This window comes from Vibrio sp. T20, assembly GCF_007858795.1.
Classification (GTDB): Bacteria; Pseudomonadota; Gammaproteobacteria; order Enterobacterales; family Vibrionaceae; genus Vibrio; species Vibrio satsumensis.
The window spans coordinates 13,995-29,211 of sequence record NZ_VFEB01000091.1 but is presented as its reverse complement, the minus strand read 5'-3'; the positions used below and the strand labels follow the sequence as shown (position 1 = coordinate 29,211).

At 43.5% G+C, this 15,217-nt stretch carries 6 protein-coding genes and 1 pseudogene; 5 read left to right on the top strand and 2 right to left on the bottom strand.

From position 1 onward, the window contains the following. Positions 1-174: 174 nt before the first annotated feature. Complete coding sequence (locus tag FTW16_RS09810) at positions 175-1,008, top strand: regulatory protein RecX (RefSeq protein ID WP_146490902.1); 834 nt, start codon at positions 175-177, stop codon at positions 1,006-1,008. A 71-nt stretch (positions 1,009-1,079) separates the two neighbouring features. Here FTW16_RS09810 and FTW16_RS09805 read toward each other — a convergent pair whose 3' ends face one another. After that, positions 1,080-1,874 (bottom strand): response regulator transcription factor, encoded by a 795-nt coding sequence (locus tag FTW16_RS09805; RefSeq protein WP_146490901.1) that lies wholly within the window; start codon positions 1,872-1,874, stop codon positions 1,080-1,082. A gap of 219 nt (positions 1,875-2,093) precedes the next feature. On the opposite strand from FTW16_RS09805, the pseudogene FTW16_RS09800 reads away from it, so the two are divergent. The 3 genes and pseudogenes from FTW16_RS09800 to FTW16_RS09790 form a co-directional block, all read left to right on the top strand. Then, positions 2,094-2,171: pseudogene (locus FTW16_RS09800) on the top strand (DUF3187 family protein); the annotation flags it as partial. 156 nt (positions 2,172-2,327) lie between these two features. Then, positions 2,328-3,359: a porin gene (locus FTW16_RS09795; protein WP_146490900.1), complete on the top strand. Its 1,032-nt coding sequence runs from the start codon at positions 2,328-2,330 to the stop codon at positions 3,357-3,359. A 164-nt stretch (positions 3,360-3,523) separates the two neighbouring features. Then, positions 3,524-3,835, top strand: a complete 312-nt coding sequence (locus tag FTW16_RS09790; RefSeq protein ID WP_146490899.1) for a hypothetical protein — start codon at positions 3,524-3,526, stop codon at positions 3,833-3,835. A gap of 93 nt (positions 3,836-3,928) precedes the next feature. Here FTW16_RS09790 and FTW16_RS09785 read toward each other — a convergent pair whose 3' ends face one another. Continuing rightward, the gene (locus FTW16_RS09785) at positions 3,929-5,776 is read right to left on the bottom strand and encodes a M3 family metallopeptidase (protein ID WP_146490898.1); all 1,848 of its coding nucleotides are present in this window, start codon (positions 5,774-5,776) and stop codon (positions 3,929-3,931) included. A gap of 254 nt (positions 5,777-6,030) precedes the next feature. Here FTW16_RS09785 and FTW16_RS09780 point away from each other — a divergent pair, with 254 nt between their 5' ends. Continuing rightward, a complete protein-coding gene (locus tag FTW16_RS09780; protein WP_146490897.1) occupies positions 6,031-15,207 on the top strand; it encodes an RTX toxin in 9,177 nt (3,058 codons plus the stop codon). The last annotated feature ends 10 nt before the right edge of the window (positions 15,208-15,217 follow it).

The window sequence follows — 15,217 nt, the reverse complement described above, 5'->3', positions numbered from 1 at the left end:
GTAAAAGCTAAGTGTGGCTTCGAGCCATCATTCTTAATGTGATATCAAATGGACGCTGAATAAGCGTCCATTTTTTTGGCTGTCGTTTATATTGAGCCTCATTCTTTATGTCACTCCACCCATCTTAGAATTAAGTTATGATGGGGTAGGCTCAATCTGGACAGTTGAAAGCGAATGGATGATTCACAGCAAAAAACGAATAGTAGAAATACAACGGTAAGAAAAGCGACGCGAATTGAAAGTGTTATGAACTCTGCGATGTGGCATTTAACTCAGAGGGATATGACGGAAAGTGAGTTGGTTGCGAAGCTCAAAGTGAAAACCGACAATCAAGAATGGATCGATGAAACTTTAGGGACTCTGAAAGGCTTTGGGTATCTCAAGTCTGACCAAGTGTTTGCAGAACAATTCGTGGAACAAGCTTTTTCTGGTGAATTTGGTTCTCGATATATTGTCGAAAAACTGAAGAAGAAGGGTCTGACGGACTCTGTGATTTCTGATGCGATTCATAAGGTGTCCTTCGAAAAGTCTATTGATGAACAAACCATCTTGATAGAACGAGTCAACCACTATTACTCAAGCTTTACTATGAGCCGTGAAAAGCTAGTCGCGACCCTGCAAAAGCGTGGCTTTAGCTATCAACAAGTTAAGGTAGCGATTGACCAGCACCCACAAGCGCATCAACTGAAAAGTAACATTCAAATTAAGGCCGAGAAAGCCGATTTGGAAAAAGAGGTGTTGAAGTATGCTCGTAAAGGCAAGGGCCTGACTGCCATTCAGCAAGAGCTTAGGCAGCGACAAATCGACACAAGTGAACTGTCATCGCTAATCGAACGATTGATTAACGAAGAGCAACTAGACTTCTATTCTTCGTGTTTAGAACAATTACAGAAGAAATCTTACGATCTAAATGATCATAAAGAACGATCCAAGGCTTACGCAATGCTCAGTCGAAAGGGGTTCTCTTCAGACGAGATCAAATTTGCTCTGAGTGAAGGTAACGAGTAACTGGTATTATTGATCTCAAGAAACATCGAACGTTAATATATAAAGAGCAGAAGGGCATCGAATACCTTGTTTTAACGTGTTGTATGCAGGTTCTCTGCAATACCTAAACCATTGCGTAAGGCGAACTGAATAAGGTCATTATGGCTGTTTAGATTCAACATACCTAGCATGCGGTACTTGTGTGACTCAATGGTTCTCGAGCTTAAGTGAAGTTTATCGGCACACTCTTTTGCACTAAACCCTTGAGCAATCAGAGCCAGAACCTTGGTTTGTTTTTTTGTGAGTAACAATAGCTTCTCACTATCATCTTCTAACAAGTTCTCATTTTGTTTTAGCGTTCTGGCTAACGTTGAATGTTGCCAATAACAGAGCCAAAGTTCGCAGACTAACTTTAAGCGCTGGATATCTTCGAGATTGAAGGTGGTATCGTTGTCGTGAAAGTTAGTGAAAGACAATGCTCCCCAGCGTTGGTTAAACAGCTGTAAAGGAATGATGCAATGCCACCTTCCTCCTTCTTTGTAGATCTTCTTTAACACATAGTTTTTGGTTGAAACGAGCTCGTCACTGGTAAAAGTGAGATAAGTTTCATTGGTTTTCAATAGCTTTAGGTAATCAAGATAGTTACCGCCAACCAAACTTTTCTTATCGACAGGAGGTATGTTTGCTTTGGAAACCGAGCACGTTTTCCCATCTTCAAGTAAAACCATTGAATTAGGGTATAGCGTTAAACGATCGATCCCAAACCAATCGAGTACGTCAAAACTTGCTTCTGACCAAGTTGTTTGAAAGTTTTTAGGATCGCTATTAATAAGTGAGGTCGATTGTTTCATTAATAGTTGTTCAAAACTTAGGTTTAAAGCAGACACGTTTTTCCTTACTCGATACATTCATTGGGTCAATGCACAGAAGATATTCGTTCAACTAGCTCAGTGCAAGATAAGATTCTGATATATATCAGAGGTTCTAGTCTCCGTTTTTTTATAACTCTTGGTTCTATATTACAGAGTGATAAGCAGTATATTTACTGCATTAATTGAACGATGTTTTTTATAGGCTCAGGCTTTTAATTCTGCCTAACAAACCCCGTGATGATTGAGAACATCCGTAATATGGATAACAGCACGGATATCGGGTTTACGCTCGGCTTGCGATTCTCAATATAAAAGCCATATCAACATATCATTATGTAATTTAATTCACCAAAGCTATAAAATTTTCAGTAAATTTACGGTATATCAATAACGTATTTTTTTGAACAATAGCGCCACTCCAAAAGGCCGGACTAACAAGGCCGAATCAATATATAGGTAGTGGTTATCATGAAAAAGACATTAGTAGCACTTGCGATTGCAAGCATCTCGACTTCAGCTTTTGCTGTAAACACAAGCAGCCAAAATAGCCAAAATGAAGATATGTTTGCATTTGACTCAATGCACAAAGATCAATTCTCAGTATCAGGCTCTTTCGGTGTTGGTGGTTACTACGATACGGGTTCTAAAGCATTCTACGATGACTGGGCAACCGGTCTTACTCTTGCGGTAAACTACCGTAACAACCGTATTGTTGGTTACTTTGAAACTGACATGATGGTCAACTACACCACTGATAACAACGTTTCAGCGAATGCAGCAACTGCTGGTTGGACAAACGGTATTGATACTGGCCCGGCAACCGACGTAGACAAAGCATGGATTGGTTTCGACACTGGCTTTGGTATCGCTTCATTCGGTTGGGAAAATGATACAGCACTAGACAAAGTCGATGGCGCTGGCGACAACACCTATGAGTTTGGTGCTTCTGCTGGCGATGCTTCAGACGGCTTCAACGTGGTTAAGTTCCAGGGTGCAACCAATGGTATCGCTTACGGTATTTCTTACTTTGAAACAGGTGACGATCATAATGATGCGGATAAAGGCATTAATGGTTACATCGGTTTAGAGCAAGAAGTATTCAACCTATACGCTGGTTATGAAGCTCGTGATGACGATGCTGATTACGAAGTTTACACAGTGACAGGTAACGTTAAAGTTGGTGCTCTTAAACTAGGCGTGAACTCTTGGATTGAAGAGAGTGACTCTGTTAAGAATACGGGTTACTACGTTTCGGGTGGCTACACACTTTCTGAAGACCTAACAATCGCAGCGGGTTACGCATCTAGCAGCAATGAACTTGATGGCCAAGCCGATGTCGATGCTTCTTACATCAACATCGCGGCAATGTACCGTATTGCTGACAACGCTGACATGGGCATTGATATCAAGCAAGACCTGGATGGTTACCGTGTAGGCAAAACTAGTGCGCAATACGATGAAGAAACTCACGTATTTGCAGCAGCTTACTACTACTTCTAAGAACTTGAACTCTTAGAGCTTCTAAGAAATTTGATGGTAATGGTGTAATAGCTTGCCCGGTCGTTACACCATGTTCTCTTCTTTTCGCAGTTTAAGCATCCACAAATCGACATGTGGTATGCCACTCAAGTGTTACGAGTGGAATTATTATTTGGAGAAATGTAATGGTTGAAAGCATTACTGCCAAGGGTGTTATTTACGGAAATGATACCCTGTTTACATGTAAACCGAATCGAAACGGACTATTTGAATTGGCACGTAAACATGGAAGAGTCGCAGGTACTCGCCCACAAGATCTCAAGAACAAGGTTTATGCTGAATCTCTTGATGAAGCTTGGAATTTACTCAAAACAGAAAAGTTTTATATTGTTTTGACGGGGCAGGTATTCGGCATTCATCGAAAATCACTAAGAAGTGTTGATTCTGTTGATGTTGAGTTTAATAGCAAAATTCGCTCAGCATGTTTCACGATATAGATCCCAAGCTGAATCTAAAAAGGACGATAACTTATCGTCCTTTTTTCATTTTAGTTTTGAACTCAATTTTTGTTACAGAGGCTTAAACACAATCTATCGACCGTATTGCCCAACGATAAAGTGCTCAAACTCATCACACATCTGATGGTTTGATTTATCATTATTCGCCAACTCGGTTGACCCATCAACGATCGATATCTTCGCATTCAAATCAGCAACTGGTACACGCTCTCTTGTCGATAGCTGTTTGATTTTTTGCTCTTCAATAGCCCATGCTTCCTCTGGCGATAAGTTGCACTCGTCAGCGAGGTATTTGGCATTAAAACCTTCCCCAGTCAGGCTTTCGATTGTCCCATTATGATTCACGCTATTTCCTTGGTACCAATAGTGCTTAGCTAACAAAGGGCCGATCTCTGGGTTATCCGTTAAGTAGCCAAACTTATCGGTGAAATATGCACGAGTTTGATACACCGCCATATGAGCCAGTAGGTAACCTTGATACGCGCAAGACGCTTCATCCGACAATAGATGCGGGATCGCCATTAATGGGCGAGGGCTACAAGCCAATCCAAGAATCGTTTTCTCACTATTACGAGCGAGAGCGGTGATCTTTTCAGGCGTCAGATCTTCATCTGCCAATTCGTAAAGTGCTCGCTCGAAATAGGGAACCACTAAAATGCTGCGTTCTTGATAAGCTCTGAAGGGTTGTTTGTTATCGATGATTGCTTTGATGAGCTCATTAGGCACCGGTTGTCCTTCTGCATTAAGTGCGTACTGTTTTAACCAATCGGCATCATTCAATAGGCTATCGCAGAACATAGACTGGGTTTCCGCATAAGCCATCGAGGTAGGTGCAAACTCTTGAGAGAAACACGGCGCGTTCATTTTCACGTTAGCAAAGTGCGCAGCGTGCCCACCTTCGTGAAACAGTGTGTTGATCCCATCATAGCCGCTGCCTACTTGATCGGGCTTAGCATTACTAGTGAAGTTGACTTGAGCAGGCACCCAGGTGTCTTGGTCATAGAACGAAGGAATAGGCCCGTGACAGAAGCCGTTTGGGTATTTACCTTTGCGATCAAGCAAGTCCAACTTCAGTGTGGCTTGTGAATATTCGATATTCAGGCGACCAAAAGATTCAATCCAGCGTCTTAATGACTTTGAGAAAGGGACATAAGGGTCGAGGTCATTCATCACGTCACCAGCAAAAGAGTAGGTGAAGTTATGGCCTTCGAGGGCGCTCTGACCTTTTTGCTCTGCTAGGTTCTTCAAGCTTTGTTGGTGACTATCACGGGTACGTGTTTCAAAGTCATCCAGAATCGAGAACAGTTGCTCAGTGGTCATCTGTTCAGTTTTAACGACTGAGTAATCAAAAAATGTTTTGAACCCTAGAGATCGGGCAAACTTATTACGCTTTTTGATCAGCTCAATAAATCCGTTAACCAGCAGCCATTGCTCTAAATTTAATAGTGTTTGGTGTGCAGAAAACCTTACTTGTTCATTACTATTACTTCTAACTGCTGAGCCTAGAACTGGCAAGGAGCCCTCTGTTTCTTCACCCGTTTCATTGACGTAAGTCATTACGTGATTTTGTTTTTTCTCAAACAGTTCAGCCTCAAATTTTATGAGGTCTGTTTTAAGCTTCTGTGACTGCTCAGACTCAATAGCGTGAGCTCTAAAGGTCGCCAACCAGCCATTTAAGCCTGTAAACGTACTTTCTTTTTCTTGGGGGTCTTGAATTTCATCGATAGCAGCAAGTTGCATTTCAATAGCGGTAATCTGTTCGGCAGAGCTTAGAAACTCGGTCCACTGAGTCTGCGCGAGTGTCGAACCATCATGGTCGTCACTGATTCCCATATAGGTATCCCAAAAGAAGTCCTCTTTCGCTTTATGAGTCGCAAGATACTTTTGATTCAATTGGTTGAGATAGTTCGTTGCAGTCATGACATTCCTTGAAAATTAACCAGTAATTTCAACATTATGACACATTCATTGAATGTATTTTGTGACGATAGATATAACTGAATGCAAGTCACAGCATATCGGTTTACTTTACAGCGTATCAATGGTAATTAATTAACTGTTAATGATTTGTTGTTTGCTAGTATTTATAAGAGAGAGTTCGCTGATTTCTCCAGCCTTTTATTGAGTAAATTGATGTTCTCAAGGTCAGCGTTTTTGTAAGGAAGAGGTTTAGGATGGATCCTATTTTATATATCGAAGTTGGCGGGGTAATTTGGCAGGTGTTTCCTGACGGTACTTGGCAGCCATTACCCGCTACGCAAGCGAAGGTCGAGGGCGTGCAAGTGGTGAGTATTGAACCTCAAAACTTGGACCAGACTCAACCTCTGACAGAACCACAAATAGAAGCTGTAGAACAACAGTTGGAAAAGGTTGTGACACAGCTTGTAAACAACATTGAAAGCTCGCCAGAACAGCCGAGTGCTTCAAACGACCAACCTAGCGCTAGTGCCTCTTTTATTGCCTATGTCCGATCTACACTAAACGAAACCCTGGCAGAAGCCGGTTTTGATACTCGACCAACAGAATACTTTGAAGACGACGCAACATCGAATGAAGGCAATCTCGACATACTTTTACCGAGTGCTGCGTTAACCGTAGATATTTTAGATGGTGGTGACGGTTACGAAAACCAGTTCGAAGTACCTTCAGTCACGATAACGGGTACCGCTGTTGATGTTCGAGACGGGCGTACCGTTCTGCTAACGATCACTGACATTAATGGTAATACGGTGACCACAACAGCAATCACAAGCGATGAAACCTATGTTGTGAACGGTGTTGATCTCTCTTCATTGGCTGAGGGGGCTCTTAAGGTCGATGCGGTCATTGCTGATGAGTTTGGTAACAGCATTGCGGCCAACGACTCTACAATCAAAGATACCCTAGCTACAATCGATGTTGATTTTGATGGTTTTGGTGATGAGTTTTACAACCAATTCGAAATTGCCAACGGAGCGCTAGTCGGCACCGTAGCCAATGTTGAAGATGGTCAGACGATAAGCATTTCCATTACCGATAGCCAAGGACTCACCCAAGAATACACAACGACCGTATCGGGTGGTACATGGACTCTCACTCTACAAGACTACTCAAATTTTGCGGAAGGGGAGTTGACGGTGATTGCTAACACCATCGATATTGCCGGAAACCCAACCACAGCGACAGACACCATAATCAAAGATACGTTAGCGAGCATCACCGCAAGTGTTGATGATGGCGGCGATGGTGTTCTCAACAGTTTCGAAGTTCAGTCTGCCAAGTTCTTCGGTACCGTCCAAAATGTTGAGGATGGTCAAACGGTCAATATCCGTATTTCAGACAGCACCACCAACGTTATCGCGCTGACGGCGACGGTTGTGAACGGTGCTTGGTCTGTCGAAGGCGTCGATTTAACGAGTTTTGCTGATGGCAGTATTACCATTGAGGCTGACACTATTGATATCGCTGGTAACCCAGCGAATGCAGTAAATAGTGCCGGGGTCATTGTTATTGATACCGTTTCGCCTGTTATTGATATTGATACGTTAGATGGTTTTAGTATTTTGGCATTTCGTAGTGGCCAACTTACCACCATGCAGGGTACAACCAATGTTGCAGAAGGTTTACCGGTTTACATTGAAGTAAGCGACGGAACTCAGACACTAGTCTTTGAGGGCGTAGTTGATTCCGCGGGTAATTGGCAGGTGGAGAACATTGACATCTCTGCATTGGATTCGTCGGCAGAATGGACGATCGACGCAAAAGTTTTCAATACAGTCGGCAACGAAGCCATCGATGATATGCCAACGATTATTCTTCCTGAATCTGTTGTGTTTTCGGAAAACATCATCGGTATTTTTGGAGACGAAACACAAACTTCTGATATTCGGATCGATTTTGCAGATTTCTCGTTTAGCGAAGATCAAACTATAGCTGAGTCGCTAACTTCTCAAGGCTTGTCGATAACGATTACCGTATCAGGTGACAAACAAAGCCTAACTGGAACAAGAAGCGATGGCGAAATTGTATTCGATGCTGCTATTTCTGGCAGTAACGTAAACATCAACTTCTACAAGGCGATTGACCAAGAGACAGGTTTAAATTCTATTCAAACGTCTTTGGTTATTGAAGGTTTGCAAACGGACGCTGATGGCACTACGGAGCTGGTCATCGGCCATTTACCTATTATCATTAAAGATTCTGAACCACTTGTTTTTGATGAATCTTATCAAATGGTTGAGGGGGAAGTTGCATCTGGCAACGTCCTTAATAACGATATAGACCTAGATACTCAACTTACGATAAAAAGTGTTGAAGTTGATGGCACGACCAAGACGATTGTCGGTGGTTCTCCAGTTTCATTTACTACTAGCGAAGGCACCTTGACTGTATTTGCGAATGGTCATTGGAATTTTGTTGCTGATAGAAACCTTGATCATACGGTCAGCCAAAATATTACATTTAATTACGTCGCTGGGGATATCAGCAACGACTTTGGTAGTGGTACTGCTATTATCGATATTATTGATGGTGCAGGTGGTCACATTGTAGATGGTAGTACGACAACAATAGAAACAGATGTTGCAGATGGTATCCAAACGGTAGTGGGTCAGTTCTCCGTTTTGGGAGGTTCTGATAACCCTGATCCAGACTCACTAGTTTTTGATATTAGCACTTTGAATCAACTCGATGCACTGAATATAACTACGAGTGATATTCTGATACCGCTCTCTTACACCTTGTCAGCTAACGGTAAAGTGATTACAGCACAAGTTGGCGGCGAAACTATTTTTACACTGACGCTAGCAGCAAGCGCGAGTGGTGATGATGTTTTGGCGGACGTTACTTTAGTGTTGAATAAACCGCTTAACCACGACTTTGTCCGAGATTCACTCACATTATCATTGAACGTTAAAGGGACTGATTTGGATGGCACCGCATTAACTGACGGCAATTTTAAGTGGGTAGTCAAAGATGGGGCGAATCCTAGCCTAGATAGTGTGAGCAATGTGGTCATTGATGAATCTGATCTCTCAAGTGGCACTGCATCAAGCACCGGTGTTTTCAGCCTCAATTTAGGTAGTGACTATGAGGGGGCACTTTTTTTCAACTTAGCTGATCAACCCTTGTTATTTAGCGGAGGCGAACAGATTGTCTACACTGTCTCCCCTAACGGAAACTTGCTCACCGGTTACGTTGGTTCTGTCAGTGCGGAGAACGTTGCTTTTACGCTTAGTTTCCCTCAAACCGACAGCCAGGTTGACTCGAATGTAACTTACACATTTGTTCTAAACAAAGGCTTGGATCAAAGTTCTCCTATGGACCAAATTCCATTTGTTGTTACCGCTAGAGATGATGATAACGATGAAACCAAATTAACCCTGAATGTATCAGTGACTGATGGTGGTGAGCCAACGATTGGCTCTGGAATGGTGGAATTGAGTGAAATTCCCGTTGCTGATAACACTCCATCGGGAGTTGGTTCAACAGCAAACGTGAGCTTAGCTGTTACCGCGGGCAATGACCCTCTGGTTTTCTTAGGTTTGGATGTGACCACGGGCCAAGCTGTTCTAGATAGCGATGGTGTAGCGGTAACCAGCAATGGTGAAGCGCTGACTTGGCGTGATAATGGTAATGGTAACTTTGATGCGGTTCTTGGTAATGGCGATGCTGTTTTCAGAATCAAATTACCAGACAGCTTCAGCCTTGAAGCCAATGGCTCAACAAACGTTGATGTCGTTATTGAACTGTATCAGTCCATTGATCATGGCTCAGGTTCTAAAGACACCGAGCTGACGATTCCAGCTTCTATCGTCACCATTGATTCCGATGGTTCGAGAGACACGCAAGAGTCTGACATCAAAATCTATGACGGTAAAGATCCTGAAATATCGGTAATTGGAAGTATCTCCGTTGATGAGGATGGGTTGTTAGGAGACGGCCAGCAAGTTGGATCAGAGGATAGCAGTCCTTCTTTAGGTATTATTGAGGGCTCTGATGATGTTGTTTCTGTCACGGTAAATACCGCTGCATTTGATGCACTAAGCTACACTAGCGCTGGGAAAGCGATATCCCTTCAAGCTGTTGATTCTGATGGTTGGTATTACGGGCAAGATACTGACGGCAATAACGTATTTAGGATTCGTTTTAATACTGACGGGACCACTGAGTTTGATCTCTATGCACCACTAGATCACGCATATGGCGATGGTGAAAACAACCTAGCCCTTAATTTTGAACTGACAGTTAATGATGCGGATGGAGATACTTCTGATCCTGCTACTTACTCTGTCAACGTAAAAGATGGTGTGCCAACTGCGCGAAGTGGTTCTATTGAGTTGGTTGAGGGTGATAACCTTACTGGGCAATTCTTAACCGAAGAGTTTGCAGGCGCCGACGGTGCAGAAATCGTTAGTTTTGACTATCGTGGTGATACTTACACTTTTACCGATGTAATTACGTCAATCGAGATTGAGCTAATTAATGATTTTGATAATAGCGTGTATGGCCAGTTTACGCTTCACTCAGATGGCCGCTACCAACTAACTACAAATCCAGATGTAGCTACAAATCCAGATGATCCAAGACTAGTGGATGACATTGATTACTTAGTCCGAGATGCGGATGGTGATGAAGTTGCTAGTACTGCGACACTTGTCCTCGATGATAACGAAGGCTTTATTCGTTATGAAGATTCAGAAACCACAGAAGATAACGATGCGATTATTGTTGTCAGTGTCTCAACTGGTGATATTGACCAAAGCGAAACCGTTACCGCTATCGAATTCTCCGAAGCATCGCTAAACGGTGGTAGCTTGTACCTTGATGGGGTGCTACTTCAAGTTGTCGACGGCAAGGTCACCTTATCAGGAAGTCAGCTGACAGCGATTGATAGTCAGTTTACTGGCCCAGATGGACAGTTAACCTATCGTCCGGCCCTCCATGAATCTAACACCACGTCGACGGTTATTTTGGCGATTAACGCCATCATTAGCACAGATACAGTACCAAAAGAACTTACAGCCGATATTGCGGTTTCCGTTTTACCTGTAGCTGACGCACCTGATTGGTCTGATTCGGTCTTCACTTATCAATCTGTGGAAGATGACGCTGACCCTATCAAACTTGATATTACAGCTCAGCTCGTTGATCAAGATTCGTCTGAAGCTCTGACCTATACGATTAGTGGCATTCCCGATGGGTTAAATATCACCTTGAATGGAGCCTTGATTAAAGAGGGTAAAGCGTACACGCAGAACCAAATCGATAAAATGGAAATCAGAGCTGATGAAAACCTAGCGGGTCGATTCGAATTTGAGATTACTGCGGTCGCAACCGAATCGGGTAATACCTTCGCGGATCCAGGTGATAAAACAGCCGATATTGTCAATACCGTAGTGGTCGAAATGTCACCGGATGCAGATACTCCGCATTTATCAGTGAAAGATTATAAGGGACTAGAGGATGAAGCTATTTATCTCAAAGATGTCATTGAAGGCACTCTTACCGACACCGATGGTTCTGAATCGTTAAGTTATATTATCCAAGTTCAAGATGGTTGGTCTGTTGAAGGTGATGGTACCGCAAAGATAGGCAACAATTCCTATTCAGTCACTGCCGAAGCAATCGCCAATGGTGTTGCTTATATTCAGCCTAAAGAAGATATCAGTTCCTTTACTGAAGACCTGTCAATAAACGTAACAGCGATAGCGACCGAGTCGACGGTCGATTCACTTATTCCTATCAATGGGCAAGCGTCAAGTGATACAAAAACCATCAACATCTTTTTGAAAGGTGTTGTAGATGAACCTATCGCGGTAGACGGCGGTAATGGTCATTGGCAATACGACAGTGACAGTAAAGTCATCAGCAACCAATCGGTCTTAAATGAAGATGGGTTAATACAACTCGACTTCCTCATACAAACGACGGATGACGATGTTTCAGAAGAGATCAACATACTGCTTACCAACATTCCGGAAGGCACTTTGCTGGTGGATGCGTTGGGTGAGCCAGTATCACTGACGATTGCGTATGTTGATGATGTTACAGGACCGGTATTCCAAGTATCTAACGCTCAACTGAATGACCTGTACCTCAAGCCGGTTCCTGACTTTAGTGGTGAATTAGAACTCACCGTTATTGCTATCTCAACTGAGCCCGATGGTGATTCGGGTGAATTTCTGATGACACTTAAAGTAGAGTTAGCCCCTATTGTTGACCAAAAAGACGGTCAAGTGGTGAGTACTCAAGGGATCGAAGATAGTCAAATAGGCCTTAACCTCGAGCCTTCAGTGAATCAGGATATTGATGGCAGCGAATCCTTGACGGGATATGTCATTGATAGCCTACCTGCAGATCTCACTCTTTATTTTGATGGGAGTGCTATTCAGATTCCAGCCTCAGGCTTAGATTTGGACACTCTACTGGACTCAACAACTCCAACGCTTTCGGATCTTCTAAGCAGCGGTAGGCTTTCTGTTACAGCGACAGAAGATTTAAGCGGAACATTCTCGATTCCTATCACCTATGAAGTCACGGATACCTCTCCAACTGGTGCCACGGATATTAAAGATATTATTGGTTCTATTAGCGTGACTGTCGATGCTCGTGTCGAGTTAGATACTCGATTAGAAGGCTCTACAGAGCTTTTACAGAGTACAGATGGCTCGCCTGTTGATATATCTAACGCCGTGACATTCGTCGACGCGGATATCGATGGGTCAGAGTACCTCGATTATATTTTGATCGAAATTCCCGACGGCTATTCGTTGATTGTTGAGCACCCTAATGGTGCCGCGCAAGATAGCTCGGGGAATTGGATTATATCGGCGGATGGGCTAACGAGTGACTCTTTCCAAGAGCTTGCAGCGTACATTTTAGATAATGCGACGATTTCCAGTCCAAGTGATACTCCGGTACTGGATATTGTGGTTCGTGCTCGTGTGATTGATGGCGAAGATGCGAGATATATTGATGCGACTTTCCCGCTGCAAATTACTGGTCATGATGGCGGTGGCGGCAGTTGTGATCCTGTTGGTCCACCAAGCCCGATTCAACCCGATGGCGAAATTAAAACACCTGAAGGGGAAGATATTGATCTTACTGGTTTGTTAAACACCGATGTTGGCAGTGATCCAGGCAATGAAATCTCTTTCTATATTCCTGCCGATTCACTTCCTGAAGGCGTTGAGATCTCCGGTGATGGTGTGATTGCTGAATACGATGCTTCTGGTGAGATCGTCGGTTATTCAATTACTGCAGATGGACTCTCGAAACTAACGTTAACGGGCTTAGATGAAGACTTTGCTGGCTGTATCAACTTTACGATTGAAACCATTGAGACCTCTCCTTGTAACGGAGATACCGTTACAACAGACCAAACCATCAGTATTCAAGTTCTACCCGTTGTGGACGACATTACGGTCGTGACTGACGCTACAACCATTCAAGAAGACACCGCGACAGACCTTAATCTTGAGCTAGTCCTTGGTGACAGCGTTGAAACAGGGCAGTTAATAACAGGTGAAGGTAACAGCGCTACTGGTAAAGAAACCGTTAACTCTCTAACGGTGAGCATTTCGAATGGAGCAACCTTGTCTGAAACTCCAACAGACACCGGGCTGTTAGTTGACAATGGCGATGGCACTTGGACGGTCACAGACCCTAGCCGATTGAGTGACGTGTTGGTAACTCCACCTGAACATTACAGTGGTGAAATTACCCTCACTGTGAAAGCAAATATTACCGATGAAGCGGATTGTGTGACTGAAACGGATACGCAAGATAAAACGACGGTGGTGACTATTACTGTTGAGCCTGTCGCTGATGCGGCGAACCTGGTGACGGAGAATATAGTAGGTGACGAAGACAACTATATTTCATTGTCATCACTTAGCGCAGAGCTGATTGACCAAGATGGCTCTGAAAATATGTCACTTTCATTAAAGGGAGTTCCTGAAGGCGCAGTTGTCGCAATTAAAGTAGGAGATACCTATGAATTGGTTCCAAACAATGGCGCTGATGGCGGTACCTTCGATGGAAACCCTACCTATGAATGGCAGTTGGATCCAAGTCAGCTTGCGAACCTAGTTATTTTGCCGCCAAGGGATTTCAGTGGAGATATGGATCTTGCTCTTGAGGCAATCACTCAAGAAATTGGTACAACAGATATTCGTTATACAGAATCTGAGTTTACCGTCGGTGTGAATCCTATCGGTGATAAAGTTGAGTTTTTCGACCTACCTGAACAGCTGATTGGTAGTGAAGATGAAGGTATTGTTATTCCACTCGATGCGAATAGTTTTGAAACTAACAGTGACGAGTTTTTATTAATTACACTCACGGTAAATGGGACTTCGGATCCTTCAGGTTTAATTGGGCTTGATAGAATTCGCATTGGCTCTGAAACCGCGCAGTTTATCTCTAATGGGGTTGGTGGTGTTCACGCTACTATTCTGGTGACTGCGAGCTCCGTTGATGAGCTTGAGTTCTTTGCTGGAGACGCTTGGGGCAACCTCGATATTACGATCACTGGTCAAACGGTTGACCAAAATACGGTGCTTGGTAATTTGGTAACAGATACTGGCGAATCAAGTTCACAAGATATGACTTTGGTGATTACACCAGAGCCCGATGCTCCGTTGTTAAGCCTCGAATACCCATCAATTGTCGCTGAAGCAAGCGGCACGATTCCTCTTGGTCTAGATCTTTCTCTCGTTAACCCTGCCGATTCTGAGGAGGGTTTTATTACCATCTATGACATACCTGCCGGTTTGACTTTCTCACATGGTTCGATGGTCGGCGGACAATACGTGGTGAACTTGGCGGATGTGCCTAATGTAGCGATTACCGGCGGCTACAACAGTGGTGATCAATTTGATCTAACGATTGAGCCATCAGCAGAAATCGGTAATAACCAAGCGGTAGGGCTCCCACAAACCGTATCGGTTGAGTTTGTGGCTGAAGGTGACTCTACGATTACCGCAACAGATGACAATGATTTGCTAATTGGTGGTACAGGCTCGGATAGCTTTGTATTTGAATCTACAGGTTTAGGCAGTGCAGATGCGCCGAGCTTCGATGTGGTTCAAGATTTTGATGCCTCACCAGACACGGATGCGATTGATTTGTCAGGTATCCTGGGTGGCTTAGGTATCGCGACGGGCATTGGTGCGACACAGTACCTCGATCTAGAAGAATCAGCGGAAGGCGTAACGATTTCGATTAAGGCCAATGGAGACGATGACGTCCAACAAAATATCTTGCTCGCCGAGGTGACGTATGATGATTTGTATCAGGGTGATAGTAGCAGTGCATTAGAAGCACAAATTTTACAAAAAATGATAGAAGACAATAATTTAACGCTGTAAGTTAGATGTA